The following is a 14,700-nucleotide window of genomic DNA, read 5'->3' on the forward strand; positions in this document are numbered from 1 at the left end:
GCCGGACATCGCGAAGAAGGTCGACGTCCTGCTCGGCAACCTCGAGGACGCCGTGGGGGCGGGGCCCCCCGCGGGCGCGCGCCCCCCCGCGACCCGAACAAACCGCAGTGCGTCTACTGACCCGGGCGCGGCAAAGTGAATCCGATTCATCGAAATGCTTGACGTGATTCACTTTTGCCGTCGGCGGCAGGGCCACAAAACGCAAACAGCACGGCCGCGCAACGGTCAAATTCCCGGAATTCCCAACGCTCACCGGCAAACCGCGCAACGTTCATCTCCCCGCCCGGCTGGCGTCGCACACCACGCTTACCTTTCCCCAGCGACTGTGACATGGAACACAGTCGATCACTTTCGGGAAGGGACCACCAGATGGGTAACCGGCACCTCCGGATGCTCGGGACCGCGGGACTGACGGCCGCACTGGCCGCGGCCCTGCTCACCGCGATCGCCCCCGCGGCGGCCGCAGCGACGACGACGTTCACCCCGGTCGCGGACACCTACGTCGACAGCAGTTCCCCCGGCACCAATTTCGGCACCTCCGGTCAGCTCGGCGTGGACAACTCGCCGGTCAAGCGGACGTTCCTCAAATTCACCGTCGGCACTCTCACCGAGCCGGTGACCACCGCCAAACTCCGTGTCCACACCGACGACACCGCCGGTGCCAAGAGCAACAACGGCGGCACCTTCAAGTCGATGACCGACACCACCTGGTCCGAGACCGGCGTGACCTACACCAACCAGCCCGCGATCGACGGCGCGACGCTGGGCTCGCTCGGCGCGGTCTCGCGCAACACCTGGTACGAAGTCGACGTCACCTCGCTGGTCACCGGCAACGGCACGTTCAGCATCGGTGTCACGTCGCCCAGCAACGACGGTGCGGACTACGACTCACGGGAGACCGGGGGCACCGCCCCGCAACTCGTGGTCACCACCGGCACCCAGACCGGCGACCCGGTGTTCGTCGGCGCCGGGGACATCGCCGGAGCGGGCTCCAGCCAGGAGGCGACGGCCACTCTGCTGGACGGTATCCCCGGCACGGTCTACACCCTCGGCGACAACGCCTACGACAGCGGCACCCTCGCCGAATACAACACCTACTACGACCCGACGTGGGGCCGTCAGAAGGCCCGTACCAAACCCGCGCCGGGCAACCACGAGTACAACACGCCAGGAGCCACCGGTTACTACACCTACTTCGGTGCCGCCGCCGGCGATCCCGCCAAGGGCTACTACTCCTACGATCTGGGCAACTGGCACATCATCACGATCAACTCCGAGGTCGCGCACACCGCGGGTTCGGTGCAGGAACAATGGCTGGTGGCGGATCTGGCCGCCAGCACCAAACCCTGCACCCTCGCCCTGTGGCACAAACCGCGGTGGACCTCCGGCACCGACCACGCGCCGGACACCTCGTTCGGCGCGATGTGGCAGGACCTGTACAACGCCAACGCCGACGTGGTGCTCGGCGGCCACAACCACCAGTACGAACGGTTCGCCCCGCAGAACCCGAGCGGCCAGCTCGACACCGCGCGGGGTATCCGTGAGTTCGTCGCGGGTACCGGCGGCCGGAGCCACTACACCTTCGGCACCCCGCAGCCCAACAGCGAGGTCCGCAACGGCGACACCTTCGGCGTGCTGAAGCTGACCCTGCACAACAACAGCTACGACTGGCAGTTCGTGCCGGAGGCCGGCAAGACCTTCACCGACAGCGGCACCACCACCTGCCACTGACCCCGCCGGAAGACCGACGAGGAAAGCCGTTCCCGGGCGCGCGTGCGCCCGGGAACGGCGATCTTCGGCTGCACCGCGGCGCCCGTCAGTTCCCGGGACCGCGCCGGCCGGCCCGTACCGCGCCCGTGATGACCACGGCGCCCGCGAGCACCGTGACGACGCTCGCGACCCGAAGTGCGGTGCCGGCACCGGTGGTGAAGGCGTCGACGATCGCGGCGCGGTGCGCGGGTGCCACGGTGAGCGCCTGGGTGATGGTGCGCGGCGCCGGCTCACGGTCGCGGAGAATCGCGGGCAGGTGCTGGGTGAAACTCGCGGTCAGCACGGTCCCGACGACCGCGACACCGAGCGCGCTGCCGAGTTCCCGCGTCGCGGATTGGAGCCCGCCCGCGACACCGGCCTGCTCGGTGGGCAGTGACGCGGTGAGTTCTGTCGTCAGGCAGGGCATCCCGAGCGCGAGGCCGATGCCGATGACCACGAGCCAGGCCGCGTAGACGAAGTACGGCTGGTCCGCGGCGGTCGACAACCCGAACAGACCGACGGCGCCGGCCAGGAAGGCGGCCGCCAGCGTCGCCGGGATACCGATGCGCTTGGCCAGCTCGGGAACGTACCGCGAGCCGAACAACACCGGCAGCGTCAGGGGAAGAACCCCGAGCCCCGCCTGGAGCACGGAGTACCCGCGGCCGTATTGCAGGAGCGAGGCGTTGACGTAGAACAGCCCGAAGTTTCCGAAGAACATGACGAGCATGCCGAGGGCGGCACTGCGCAGCAAGGGAATGCGGAACAGCCGAGGGTCGAGCATGGGGTGCCGGACGCGGAGTTCGACCACGACCCAGATGACACCGAATACGACACTGAACACGAACGCGGTGACGACGACGGCGCTGCCCCAGCCCTGCTCCGGCCCCTCGATGATGCCGATGAGCAGTGCCACGATCGCCGCGACGAACAACGCCGTGCCCACCGGGTCGAGGTCGCGCGAGTGGCGGCTGCTGCGCGGAGCGGCCAGCGCGACCCACAGTCCACATAGGAGCGCTATCGGCGCGACGGCGATGAAAAGGCTTCGCCACGAACCGGTGGCCAGCAGCGCGCCGCCGCCGACGTTCCCGATGATCCCGGCGATGCCGGTCGCCGCGGCCCAGGTCGCGAGAGCGCGGCCACGCCGTTCGGGCGCGGTCGCGTGCACCAGTACCGCCAATCCGTTCGGCAGCACCAACGCGGCCCCGATCCCGGTGATCGCGCGGCCGATCAGCATGATCGGCACGTTCGCCGAGACCGCGGAAATCCCCGCGCCGACGGCGAAAGCGAGAAGCCCGGTCAGCAGTACTCCCTTGCGCCCGAACCGGTCACCGGCCGCGCCCGCCGGGATGACCAGGCAGGCGAACACCACGATGTAGGCGTCGACGATCCACAGCAGCTGCGACGAACTCGGGCGCAGCCCGCTCGCCGAGATCATCGGCACCGCCACGTTGATCGCGGCGACGAGGCTGATCACCAGCACGGTGCACGCGCACACGCAGGCCAGGACCAGTCCCGGACGCCGTGGCGAGTACACGGGATCCGGTGCGATCGCGGGCGAGGTCTTCATTTCTTTCCTCTCAGTTGGGCGCGAAAGGCCTCACGCACCGGCGTAAGCGCCCGCGTCGATGTCTTCGACCAGGGTCGGCCCGGTGGGGGTCCACGCGAGCATTTCGCGGGTGCGCTCGCTCGACGCGCTCATGTCCATCCCGAAGAACCGGCCGATGAACCCGAAATGCTCGACGGCGTCTTCGGGGGCGACCGAGGTCACCGGCAGGTCGAGCGAACGCCCGATGGCTTCCGCGATCGTCCGGATGGTGACGGCCTCTTCGGCGACCACGTGCAGCCGCGATCCGGCGGGCGCCTGCTCCAGTCCCAGCCGGATCAGCCGGGCCGCGTCGGAGCGATGCACCGCCGACCACGCCGTTGAGCCGTCACCGATGTAGGCGGAGACGCCGCGGCGCCGTGCCGCGGCCACGACGGAGCTGATGAACCCGTGGTCCGCCATGCCGTGGACGCTCGGCGCGAACCGTGCGCTGATGACCCGGACTCCGCGATCGACGTACTCGAGCGCGAGGTTCTCACCGCCGCCTCTCATCGAATTCAGGCCCACGGCGGGCGAGACATCCGTCTCCACCGCCGGGCGCCCCTGAGCCAAGCCGGCGAACGCGGCCGCGAGCAGGAAAGGACGCTCGGTGCCGACGAGCGCCTCGGCGATGGTCTCGATCGCGGCCCGCTCAGTGCCGTTCATCACGGCCGGGTTGGCCCAGTCGTGCTTGTTCGCCAGGTGAACGACGGCTTCGGCGTCAGTAGCCCCACGGCGGAGCGCGTCGAGATCGTCGAGATCCCCGCGAAGCGCCTTCGCTCCCTTCCCGACGAGCGACGTCGCAGCCGTCTCCGACCGAGCCAACCCGACGACCTCGTGCCCGGCCCCCAGCAGGTCCTCCACGGTCGCGGAGCCGATCCAGCCGGTCGCTCCGGTTACGAACACGCGCATGAGCGCGACCTCCTTGATTAGTTTCGAGTCACCGTGCCTCGAAACCGTAACACATAACGAGGCACGGTGTCTCGGTATAGTCGGGCCATGCTTGACGAGGAGCGAGGACGAGTCGGCCGGCCGCGAAGCGAGCGGGCACGGGCGGCCGTACTACACGCGGTCGACGATCTGCTGCTCGAGGTCGGCTACGCGGCCATGACCATGAAGGGCATCGCCGAGAAGGCGGGCGTCGGCAGGCAGACCGTGTACCGATGGTGGTCCACCAAGGCGGAGATCCTATTCGAAGCGAGCGCGGCCGACGCCTCACACGAACTCGCCATCGACGCCACCGGCGATGCCCTTGACGACCTCACGTCCTATGTGGAAGCGCTCGTGCGATTCCTCACCCAGTCACCGGCCGGCGCCGCCTACCGGGCGCTCCTCGGCGAAGCACAGCACGACTCGGCCGTCGCGGATCTGCTCGCCTCGAAGGACATTCTCGGCGACAGCGCCCGAGCCGTGGTCGAACGAGTCGTCCGGGACACCGCCGCGATTCCCGTCGATCTCGCCACCGCCTTGCTGATCGGACCGACCTTCTTCTGGATCGCGAGCGGACGCGACCCCGCGCGTCTGGTGGCGCGGGAACTGGCCGAGACCTTCCTGCGCGAACTCCAGGACCGCCATCAGACCACCTGAAGAAACACCCCACCTCTTACCGAGAAAACCTCAATGTGGCATTCACGGGACTTCGCCCCGAAATCGCTGGCCATAACACGGCAAACGCGGTATAATACGAACGTGGCCATGCGCCACCTTACTTTATCCTTTTCAGATTACCCCGGATAATTCGCACCATGGGGCGGAATTCGCGGCCCTTGCGGGCATGAGCTTGGCGATACCGGAATTCTCTGTCCATAATCGCCACATGGCTCCCACTTACGTATTGGTGCACGGTTCCGCCGGCAGCGCACAGAGCTGGACGGCGCTCCAGCAGGAAATGGCTTTGCGCGGACATCGGACGATCGCGGTCGATCTTCCGGGGCGTGGCGCGGGATTTTCCCGCGCCTATCACGAGCAGGATCTGGAGACGTTCACGAAAGAGCCGTCGCCGATCGCCGGCGTCACGGCGGCGGACATGATCGGGCACGTGCTGGACGTGGTCCGCCGCGTCCGCGAATACGGGCCGGTCGTCTTGGTGGCACACAGTTTCGGCGGGCTCATCACGACCGGCGTGGCCAACGCGGCTCCCGAATTGCTCGGCAGGCTCGTCTACATCGCCGCGCAGTGTCCCGTCGATCGGGCGCCCGGCGAGTATCCGCGACTCCCGGAGTGGGCCGACAGCGCACTGTTCCCCGCCACCGCTCCGCTGCTCGCCGGGGACCCGGCCGTGCTCGGCTGCCTCCGGCTGAACTGGCGCGGCGCCGATCGGGCGCAGGTCACCGCGCTGCGCGAGGCGATCACCGGCGAACTCACCGACGAGGGTTTCCTCCGCGCCCTCGCCGCCATGCAGCCGGACGAGGTGCTGTGGCTGGGCGACCCGGAATGGGACCACCGCGCGGACAAGGACACCTGGGGTCGCGTCCCGCACACGTACATCCGGCTCACCGAGGACAGGGCCATGCCGCCGGCGGCACAGGACCTCTACATCAAGGAGGCCGACGCGCTCACCCCGGATAACCCGTTCGAGGTGCACTCACTGGCGAGCAGCCACGGCGGCTTTCTCCGGCAGGCAGTCGAAGCCGCGGACATCCTCGCCCGGCTCGGCTGATCCTCGTGGTGGCGGAAATCCTGCCGGGGCCGCACCGTCCCGGTTAGGATTTCCGTACCGTCGCGAGAAAGGACCTTGATGCCCCGCCTGCCCGGATTCGCCGTCACCGACCACGTTTTCGATGTCCCCCTGGATCACGGCGATCCGTCCGGGCCGTCGATCGAGGTGTTCGCGCGGGAGCTGGCCGATCCCGCGCGGGCGGGCGAAGAACTCCCGTGGCTTCTTTTCCTGCAGGGCGGTCCCGGCGGCAAATCGCCGCGGCCGGTGCGCACGGACGGCTGGATCGAACACGCGCTGCGCACCCACCGCGTACTGCTGCTGGATCAGCGGGGCACCGGCCGCAGCACCCCGGTCACGAGCCGGACGGCCGCGCGGATGGACGCGACGTCGCTCGCGGCGTACCTCCGGCATTTCCGGGCCGACGCCATCGTGGCCGACTGCGAGCTGATCCGAACCCGGCTGTGCGGCGACGAACCGTGGGAAACGCTGGGGCAGAGCTACGGCGGCTTCCTCACGCTCAGCTATTTGTCACTCGCGCCAGAAGGGCTGCGTGCCTGCCACATCACCGGCGGCCTGCCCGGGATCACGGCGACCGCCGACGAGGTCTACGCCCGCCTCTATCCCCGGGTCCGCGCCAAGACGGCCGAGTTCTACGCGCGGTACCCGAAAGACCGCGAAACGGTGCGACGGCTGGCCGATCACCTCGCTACACACGACGTCCGGCTCCCGGACGGCGATCGGCTGACACCGCGGCGGCTCCGGCTGCTCGGCTTCCGCTTCGGCATGTCCGACGCCTTCGAGCACACGCATTGGCTGCTCGACGAGGCCTTCGACGGTACCGAGGTCTCGGACACGTTCCTGCTGGCGGCCCTGAACGCCACCGGCTTCGCCGACCGTCCCCTGTATGCGGTACTCCAGGAATGCATCTACGGCCAGGACACGACTCCGACAGCGTGGGCGGCCCACCGCGCGATGGCCGCGTTGCCGGAGTTCGCCGAGGACGCCGATCCGCTGCTGTTCACCGGGGAAATGGTGTACCCGTGGATGTTCGAGGACATCCGCGCGCTGCGGCCCTTCGCCGGCGCCGCCGAGATCCTGTCCACAGTGGACGACTGGCCGACCTTTTATGACCCGGCGAAACTGGCCGCCAACACCGTCCCGGTCGCCGCGGTCGTGTACCACGACGACATGTACGTCGACGCCGGACTCTCGCTCGCGACCGCCGCGTCGGTGGGAAACCTCCGGACATGGGTCACGAACGAGGCCGAGCACGACGGAATCCACACCGACGGCGAGAAGATCCTGGCCCGGCTCATGGACATGACCGCGAGCCGGGTCTGACGTCTACTGTGGACGATGGGAATCAGATCACAGGGTGAATCCCCGCGGGAACGGGTCGGCCGGGTCGAGCAGGTACTGCCCCATACCCGTGATCCACGCACTACCGGTGACCGTGGGCACGACCGCCGGCAAGCCGCCGACCGACGTCTCTTCGACGAGCCTGCCGATGAACCGGGTCCCGAGCAGTGATTCGTTGACGAAGTCCTGGTCCAGCGCCAGTTCGCCGCGTGCGTGCAGCTGCGCCATTCGCGCGGAAGTGCCGGTACCGCACGGAGAACGGTCGAACCAGCCGGGCTGGATGGCCATCGCGTTGCGCGCGTCGCTCCCGTCGGCACCGGGGGCCACGAACTGGACGTGCTTGCAGCCGCCGATGCCGGTATCGGCCGGGTGCACCGGCCGGTTCTCCTTGTTGATCGCGTCCATGATGGACAATCCGGCGCCGAGCATCCGGTCCTTTTCGGACTTGTCGAACGGGATGCCGAGCTCGGCGAGCGGCAGGATCGCGTAGAAGTTCCCACCGTACGCCATGTCGTAGTGGACTTTGCCCAGCCCGGGTACGTCCACCGCGGCGTCGAGCTGATACGAGAACGACGGCACGTTCCGGATCGTGACCGCCTTGGCCCGGCCGTCTTCGACCGCCACCTCGGCGACGACGAGCCCGGCGGGGGTGTCGAGCCGGACCCGGGTCACCGGCTCGGTCACCGTGACCATCCCGGTCTCCACCAGGACCGTGGCGACACCGATGGTGCCGTGGCCGCACATCGGCAGGCAGCCGGACACCTCGATGTAGAGCACTCCCCAGTCCGCGTCCGCCCTGGTGGGCGGCTGCAGGATGGCGCCGCTCATCGCCGCGTGGCCGCGCGGCTCGTTCATCAGCAGCTCGCGCAGGTGGTCGAGGTGCGCCAGGAAATGCTCCCGCCGCGCCGCCATCGTGGTACCGGGGATCACCCCGACGCCGCCGGTGATGACCCGCGTCGGCATACCCTCGGTGTGCGAGTCGACCGCGCTGAAGTACCGCGAAGCCCGCATGTCAGGCCGCCACCGGGTGCGTACGCAGGAAGTCGACGGCGCGGCGCATGTCGGCATCGAGCACCGCCAGCTGCTCGGCGGGCAACGGCCCGCGCGGCGGGCGGCAGGGCCCGCCGAACCGGCCGACGATCTCCATCCCGTGCTTGATCGCCTGGACGAATTCGGTGCGCGAATCCCAGCGGAACGCGGCGACCAGCGGCTCGTACAGCGCCCGCGCCTCGGCCAGTTTTCCCTGCTGGGCCAAGGAAAACAGCTGCGCCGACTCGGCGGGGAACACGTTCGGGAATCCGGCGAACCAGCCGGTGGCGCCCATCAGCATGGCCTCCAGCGCGACGTCGTCCGCACCGGCCACAATGGTCAGTCCGGGGGCACGTTCCTTGATCTCCAGCACGCGCCGGACGTCACCGGAGAACTCCTTGACCGCGACGACGTTGTCCAGTTGCGCGATCTCCGCGAGCACACCGGGGGTGAGGTCGACCTTGGTGTCGATCGGGTTGTTGTAGACCATCACCGGCAGCCCGACGCTCGCCACCTGCTCGTAGTGATGCAGCACCTCGCCCTTGTTCGCGCGGTACATCGTCGGCGGCAGGCACAGCACGCCGTGCGCACCATCCTCGGCCGCCTTCTCCGCCCATTCCCTTGCCTGGTGCGCGCCGACGCCATGGACGCCGACGACCACGATGCCGTCGTCGCCCGCCACCTCGATCGCGGTCCGCGCGACCCGGCGGCGTTCCTCCTCGGTCAGGGAGGAGTACTCGCCGAGTGAACCGTTCGGCCCGATGCCGCGACAGCTGTTGTCGAGGAGCCAGCGGCAGTGTTCGGCGTAGCGGTCGTAGTCCACACGGAGCCCGGCCGGCGCCGTGGCGTCCTCGGCGTAGGGCAGCGCGGTGGCGACGATGACCCCGTCGAGTTTCTCCTGCGTCATGCCTTTCCCTCCCATGGTGATTCCACTTCGGACAGTTCACCGAGCCGGACCGGCGCGGCGATCGGGCGCCGGGCGAACCCGTCGGGAGCGGTCCCGGTCAGCTCCGCGACGTTCCGGCCGCAGATCCGGCCCTGGCACAGGCCGAGCCCGGCGCGGCTGACGAGTTTCAGTGAGCGGACACCGAGCGCGTCACGCCGTTCGACGCTGTCCAGCAGCTCGCGCCGCGTGACTTCCTCGCAGCGGCAGACAAGAGTGTCGTCGTCCAGCCACGTCCGCCATCCGCCACGGACGGGATAGGCGCGAGCGAGTCCCTCCGCGAAGGTCCGCCCCTCCTTGACCTGACGCAAGGCGCGATGCGGCACGTCCACGGAGGCGCCAAGAGCTTGCGCCGCGGCGATTCCCGCGACGGTCCCTTCGGCCGCGGCGAGGTCCGCGCCGCCGATTCCGGTCAGCTCCCCCGCCGCGAACACCCCGGGCACTGACGTCGCCTGCGCGGCGTTCACCGCGACGAACCCGCCGTCCAAGGCGCACCCCGCCGACACGGCGAGTTCGAGCTGCGGCAGGAACCCGAAACCGACGCACACGGCGTCGACCGCGAACCGGCGTTCGCTGCCGTTCCGCACGCGCCACTCGTGGTCGAGGCGCGCGGTGGTGACCGCTTCGACCCGGTCGCGGCCGTGCGCCGCGATCACCGTGGTCCGTGACCGGTACGGCACGCGGTGCCTGCCCAGCATCCGCACGTAGCCGGCGAGTTCGGCCGCCTTGCGATGACCGGCGAACAACGCCGCGGGCTCGCGCAGCCACCCCATCCCGGAGCTGTTCGCCTCCAGCACCCCGACGAGCTCCGCACCGACGTCGAGCAGCGAAGCCGCTACAGGCAACAAAAATGGCCCGGTCCCGGCGAGCAGCACCCGCTTCCCGACCGCGACCCGCTGCCCCTTCGCCAGCGCCTGCGCGGCGCCCGCGGTATAGACGCCGGGCAGATCCCAGCCGGGGAAGGGCAGAGCGCGATCGTAAGCGCCGGTGGCCAGCACGAGCGCGGTCGTGTCGATGCTGCTCGCGGTCCTTTGTGGACCATCCGCTTGGCCGGTGCGCAGATGCAGCCGGTGGCCGCGTTCGACGGGCTCGAGCCCGGCCACCGCGGTTCCTGCAAGGTGCTCGACATTCCGGTGGAGGGTGAACTTCTCCTTGTCCTGTAAGGAATCCTGCCGGTGGTACTGCCCGCCGAGCCGGGCCGCTGAGTCGACCAGCACGACCCGGCGTCCGGCGTTGGCGGCCGCGTCCGCAGCGGCCATGCCCGCGGGCCCGGCGCCCACAACCACCACGGCGCTCATGACGGCAGCTCCGCGCCGTATTGCGTACGGACGTCGTCGCCGTCGGCCAGCAACCGCTGGCACGCGCGGACGTCCGGGATCCCGTTGACCACCACGAGACAGTCGAAGCAGACGCCGATCCCGCAGAAGACGCCTCGGGGCTTGCCGCCGTTTCGCGTGCTCCGCCAGGACGTCCGGCCGAGGCCGATGAGCAAACCCGCCACCGTCTGTCCCGGCTTCGCCTCGACCTGCCGCCCGTCGACCTCGACCTTCACGCCCGCACCTCCTCGGCCACCGCCGGCCGGCCGACCCGGAACGGCGTGGCGTCCACTGTGGATTCCTGGCCGGTGAACAGCTCGGCCACCAGTTGCCCGGTCGCCGCCGCGAGGCCGATGCCCGCGCCCTCGTGCCCGGTGACGTGCCAGAGGCCAGGCAACCGCGGATCCTCGCCGATCACCGGGAGATGGTCGGGCGCGTAGGGCCGGAATCCGCCGTAGGCCCGCATGACCGGCACGTTCGCCAGCACCGGGAACAACGCGGCGGCCTTGCGCGCCAGCTCGCGCAGCACGTCGAACCGGACCGTCTCGTCGAATCCCGCGCGCTGACGGCTCGATCCGATGAGGACGGTCCCGGCCCGGGTCGATTCGACCACTGTGGACGTTTGAAGGTCGGCGTCGCCGCTGGCCACCGCGCCGACGTAGTCCGCGTCGTACACCTTGTGGCGCACCGTGCCCGGCGGCAGCGGCGCCGTCACCAGCACCATTCCGCGCCGGGGCAGGACCGCGATCGGCGCGCCGCACGCCTTGGCGAAGGCGCCCGCCCACGGGCCGCAGGCGTTCACCACGGCGGCGCACGCGATGGCGCCGTGGCTGGTCCGGATCGCCCGCACCGCACCGTTTCCGGCTCGGAGGACGCCGAGCGCCTCGACACCGGAGCGGACCTGCCCGCCACGCGCCTTCACGGCCGCGAGCAGGGTGGTCGCGGCCAGGACGGGCTGGAGCTGGGCGTCCTCGGGGTAGTGGATCGCGGCGGTGAGGGCCTTGGTGAGCCGCGGTTCGAGGCTCGCGGCCTCGTCGAGCCCGATCGGCTCGGCACGTACACCGGCCTCGCGCTGCGCGGCCGCGAACTCGCGCAACGGCAGCACGGAGTCGTCCGTCGTGGCGACGACGAGGCCGCCCTTCGGGTCCCACTCCGCCTCGGCGCGTCCGGGCCCGAGTTCCTCGCGCAGTTCCGCGAGGAGTTCGGGCCATCGCCGCCGGGATGCCTGGGCCAGCAGCAGTTCCGGGCCGGGTTCCTTGTCGGACACCAGGACGTTGCCCTCGCCCGCGGCCGTGGTCCCGCTCGCGGGCGCGCCGCGGTCGAGCACGACGACCCGCAGCCCGGCCCGGCTCAGCGCCTCCGCACACGCGGCGCCGACGACACCCGCTCCGGCCACCACGACATCCGGGTGTCCCATCGCTCACCACCGTTCATTGAAATGAACGATTGGAGGTTAGGTGGCTCGACGCCCCGCGGTCAACCCTCGCCAGGGTCGGAGACCGGGCTCGCACACGATCCGCCGAGCGTCGGCGGCCCGGCGTCGGCGGGATATTCCAGCAGCAGCACGGAAACCACCGGGCCGTCGATGGTCTCGTAGATGTGCGGGCCACGGGCCGGGAAGCAGACGTAGTCGCCGGGGCCCAGCTCGAACGGCGAGTCCGGCGGGCCGACCCGCAGCCGCCCGGCGGTGACCACGACGTGCTCGTTGCCGGGATGGCCCGCCGAACGCTGCACCTCGCCGGGCCGGACCCGCTGGTCGTACAGCTCGAACACGGTGTCGGTGACGTCCATTCGCCGCAGCATCCGCAGGTCGACCGCGTTGCTGCTGAGCACGTCGAGACCCGCCGAGCGCACCAGCACGACGTCGGGATCGACCCGCTCGGTGAGCAGCGACGAGACCGGCACCTCCAGAGCGTTCGACAAACTGAACACGGTCTCGATGGTGGGATTCCCGCCGCCGGACTCCAGCTGCGACAACGTCCCCTTCGCGATCCCCGACCGCCGCGCCAGCTCCGAAAGGGACAGCCCGGCCTGCGCACGCAACACCCTCAGGTTGGCGGCCAGCACCTGCCCAGCCTGTTCCCGGACCACGCGCACTCCTCCCGTCGCTGCCGCGAGGCTACCCCGGGTCCGGGTCGCGGCCGCGCCGCTCATGCCCTGAACGACGCGTTCGAGACGTTCAACGCCCCGAACGGCGCGTTCGCGACACGTCCGTCGCGAGTGGACCGATCAGCAGTGCCCGCCGTGCCGAGGGACGCCCTCGGTGCGTTGGATGCGACGGGGGCGTCCCTTGGTGCGTTGGATGCACCCGGGGCGTCCCTCGGTGCGGGACGGGAACTCAGCCGCCGAGACGCCGCAGATCCGTCAGCAGCTCGTCCGGCGCGGTGAGGTCGGCCAGCACTTCGGCCTCCACCTCGCCGATCTTCGCGGCGATCCGCCGATGGGTCGCGCGGCCGCGAGCACTGAGGTGGACCAGGACGCGGCGCCGGTCGCCCGCGTCCACCTCGCGATAGGCCTGGGCGGTCCCCACCAGGCGGTCCACCACTCTGGTCAGGGTCGGGCCGGTGGTCAGCGTGTGGTCGGCGAGGTCGGTCATGGCCAGTCCGCCGCGCCCGGTCAGCGCGTCGAGCGTCAGCCACTGGTCCAGTGTCAGCCCTTCGGCGGCGAGCACCTGCTCGACCTTGGCCGTCACCGCCCGTGCCGCCCGGATCAGCGCGCCGGTCAACTGTGTACCGGACGCGGACATCGCCGGAAGCCGCGTCCCGCGTGACCCCATGTCGCCCGTCCTCCGCCGCTCCGGCCGCGGAACTTGCCAAATCAGGGCCACCGCGACAATACTTCCAGGTGAAAGCAACCTGACCTTACCGGGCAACCGCACGGAGCGCCATGCCCAACCGCCTCGCCACGCGGAACCGCGAAGACACCTGGCGCGTCGCCATGGTGGTCCCGCTGCAGGGTCCCGCCGGGCTGTTCGGTCCGTCCTGCGAGGCGATCACCGACCTGGCCGTCCACGAGCTCAACAAGTCCGGCGGCATCCTCGGCAGGCAGGTCGAGGCCGAGATCGTCGACGGCGGCGCGTCACCCGGTCAGGTGGCCGCGGATCTGCGCGTGCTCGTCGAGGACGGCCGGGTGGACGCGGTCAGCGGCTGGCACATCTCCTCGGTCCGGCACGCGCTCGCACCGGTGGTGGCCGATCGGGTGCCCTACGTGTACACGTCACTGTACGAAGGCGGCGAGCGGCGCGCGGGCATCTTCTGCTCCGGCGAGACGCCGCGCTGCCAGATCGAGCCCGCCCTGCGCTGGCTGCGGGATCAGCTCGGGGTGCGCCGCTGGTTCGTCGTGGGTGACGACTACGTGTGGCCGCACCGCTCGACGCGGGCGATCCGGCACTACGCGCACGAACTGGACCTGCGGATCACCGGCGAGGCGTTCGTCGGGCTCGGCTCCGGCGATATGTCCACAGTGGTCCGTTCCATCGAGTCGTCCACATGCGACGGTGTGCTCATGCTGCTGGTCGGGCAGGACGCGGTCCGGTTCAACCGCAGTTTCGCCGCACACGGGCTCGTCGACCGGCTGATCCGCTTCAGCCCGCTGATGGAGGAGAACATGTTGCTGGCCAGCGGCGCGCACGCGACCGGCAACCTCTACGTGTCCGCGGCCTACTTCCGGTCGATGGTCACCGCTGACGCGATGGACCTGCTCGGCCGGTACGTCGATCGGCACGGCGCCGGCGCGCCCGCGCTGAACAACGCGGCCGAGTCCTGCTACGAGGGACTGCACACGCTGGCGGAACTGGTGCGGCGGGCGGGAACTCCCGACCTGCCCGCGCTCAACGCCGCGATCGACGGCGTCGCGTATCACGGCCCGCGCGGCACGATCGAGTTCCGCGGCCAGCAGGCCGACCAGCACGTCCACCTCGCCGTTGCCGACGGTTACGACTTCGAGGTCCTCACCCGGCTGTAGCCGAAGGGGGGTTTATTCGCGGCGCAATCGTGGTAATTACCCATGAGCTCATCCCCAGCCATGTAATTTACCATGATCTGGGGCACCCCGCGTGAAGTGC

Annotated in this window: 14 protein-coding genes; 5 read left to right on the forward strand and 9 right to left on the reverse strand. The window is 69.9% G+C overall.

Annotated features, from left to right (window positions below):
• Window positions 1–369 precede the first annotated feature (369 nt).
• Entirely contained in the window at window positions 370–1,731 is a 1,362-nt protein-coding gene (locus ACFWX1_RS04730) for a DNRLRE domain-containing protein (protein ID WP_378383851.1), read from the forward strand.
• Between the two features lie 85 nt (window positions 1,732–1,816).
• On the opposite strand, the gene ACFWX1_RS04735 is transcribed toward ACFWX1_RS04730, so the two are convergent.
• Together ACFWX1_RS04735 and ACFWX1_RS04740 are read right to left on the reverse strand one after the other, a co-directional pair.
• Complete coding sequence (locus ACFWX1_RS04735; RefSeq protein ID WP_378383853.1) at window positions 1,817–3,316, reverse strand: MFS transporter; 1,500 nt, start codon at window positions 3,314–3,316, stop codon at window positions 1,817–1,819.
• A gap of 30 nt (window positions 3,317–3,346) precedes the next feature.
• On the reverse strand, window positions 3,347–4,243 hold the full coding sequence (locus ACFWX1_RS04740) for an SDR family oxidoreductase (RefSeq protein WP_378383855.1): 897 nt from the start codon (window positions 4,241–4,243) through the stop codon (window positions 3,347–3,349).
• 87 nt (window positions 4,244–4,330) lie between these two features.
• On the opposite strand from ACFWX1_RS04740, the gene ACFWX1_RS04745 reads away from it, so the two are divergent.
• From ACFWX1_RS04745 to ACFWX1_RS04755, 3 genes are all read left to right on the forward strand, one after another.
• Complete coding sequence (locus ACFWX1_RS04745; RefSeq protein ID WP_378383857.1) at window positions 4,331–4,918, forward strand: TetR/AcrR family transcriptional regulator; 588 nt, start codon at window positions 4,331–4,333, stop codon at window positions 4,916–4,918.
• Window positions 4,919–5,147: 229 nt separating this feature from the next.
• Window positions 5,148–5,990 carry an alpha/beta fold hydrolase gene (locus ACFWX1_RS04750; RefSeq protein ID WP_378383859.1) on the forward strand — a complete coding sequence of 281 codons (843 nt, stop codon included), beginning with the start codon at window positions 5,148–5,150 and terminating at the stop codon, window positions 5,988–5,990.
• A gap of 78 nt (window positions 5,991–6,068) precedes the next feature.
• On the forward strand, window positions 6,069–7,331 hold the full coding sequence (locus ACFWX1_RS04755) for an alpha/beta fold hydrolase (RefSeq protein WP_378383861.1): 1,263 nt from the start codon (window positions 6,069–6,071) through the stop codon (window positions 7,329–7,331).
• 27 nt (window positions 7,332–7,358) lie between these two features.
• Here the strand turns inward: ACFWX1_RS04755 and ACFWX1_RS04760 are convergent, their stop codons facing one another.
• The 7 genes from ACFWX1_RS04760 to ACFWX1_RS04790 form a co-directional block, all read right to left on the reverse strand.
• A complete protein-coding gene (locus tag ACFWX1_RS04760; RefSeq protein ID WP_378383863.1) occupies window positions 7,359–8,360 on the reverse strand; it encodes a proline racemase family protein in 1,002 nt (333 codons plus the stop codon).
• 1 nt (window position 8,361) lies between these two features.
• On the reverse strand, window positions 8,362–9,285 hold the full coding sequence (locus ACFWX1_RS04765) for a dihydrodipicolinate synthase family protein (protein ID WP_378383865.1): 924 nt from the start codon (window positions 9,283–9,285) through the stop codon (window positions 8,362–8,364).
• Entirely contained in the window at window positions 9,282–10,619 is a 1,338-nt protein-coding gene (locus tag ACFWX1_RS04770) for an FAD-dependent oxidoreductase (RefSeq protein WP_378383867.1), read from the reverse strand. Before ACFWX1_RS04770 ends, ACFWX1_RS04765 begins: the two co-directional genes overlap by 4 nt.
• A complete protein-coding gene (locus ACFWX1_RS04775) occupies window positions 10,616–10,873 on the reverse strand; it encodes a (2Fe-2S)-binding protein (protein ID WP_378383869.1) in 258 nt (85 codons plus the stop codon). The genes ACFWX1_RS04770 and ACFWX1_RS04775 overlap by 4 nt, the downstream gene beginning before the upstream one ends.
• Window positions 10,870–12,054 carry an NAD(P)/FAD-dependent oxidoreductase gene (locus ACFWX1_RS04780; RefSeq protein ID WP_378383871.1) on the reverse strand — a complete coding sequence of 395 codons (1,185 nt, stop codon included), beginning with the start codon at window positions 12,052–12,054 and terminating at the stop codon, window positions 10,870–10,872. Before ACFWX1_RS04780 ends, ACFWX1_RS04775 begins: the two co-directional genes overlap by 4 nt.
• Window positions 12,055–12,113: 59 nt before the next feature.
• Window positions 12,114–12,728: a helix-turn-helix domain-containing protein gene (locus tag ACFWX1_RS04785; RefSeq protein WP_378383873.1), complete on the reverse strand. Its 615-nt coding sequence runs from the start codon at window positions 12,726–12,728 to the stop codon at window positions 12,114–12,116.
• Window positions 12,729–12,975: 247 nt separating this feature from the next.
• Complete coding sequence (locus tag ACFWX1_RS04790) at window positions 12,976–13,413, reverse strand: MarR family winged helix-turn-helix transcriptional regulator (protein ID WP_378383875.1); 438 nt, start codon at window positions 13,411–13,413, stop codon at window positions 12,976–12,978.
• Window positions 13,414–13,523: 110 nt separating this feature from the next.
• Between ACFWX1_RS04790 and ACFWX1_RS04795 the strand changes: the two genes are divergently transcribed.
• The gene (locus ACFWX1_RS04795) at window positions 13,524–14,600 is read left to right on the forward strand and encodes a substrate-binding domain-containing protein (protein WP_378383877.1); all 1,077 of its coding nucleotides are present in this window, start codon (window positions 13,524–13,526) and stop codon (window positions 14,598–14,600) included.
• Window positions 14,601–14,700 lie beyond the last annotated feature (100 nt).

This window comes from Amycolatopsis sp. NPDC059021 (genome assembly GCF_042739895.1).
Classification (GTDB): Bacteria; Actinomycetota; Actinomycetes; order Mycobacteriales; family Pseudonocardiaceae; genus Amycolatopsis.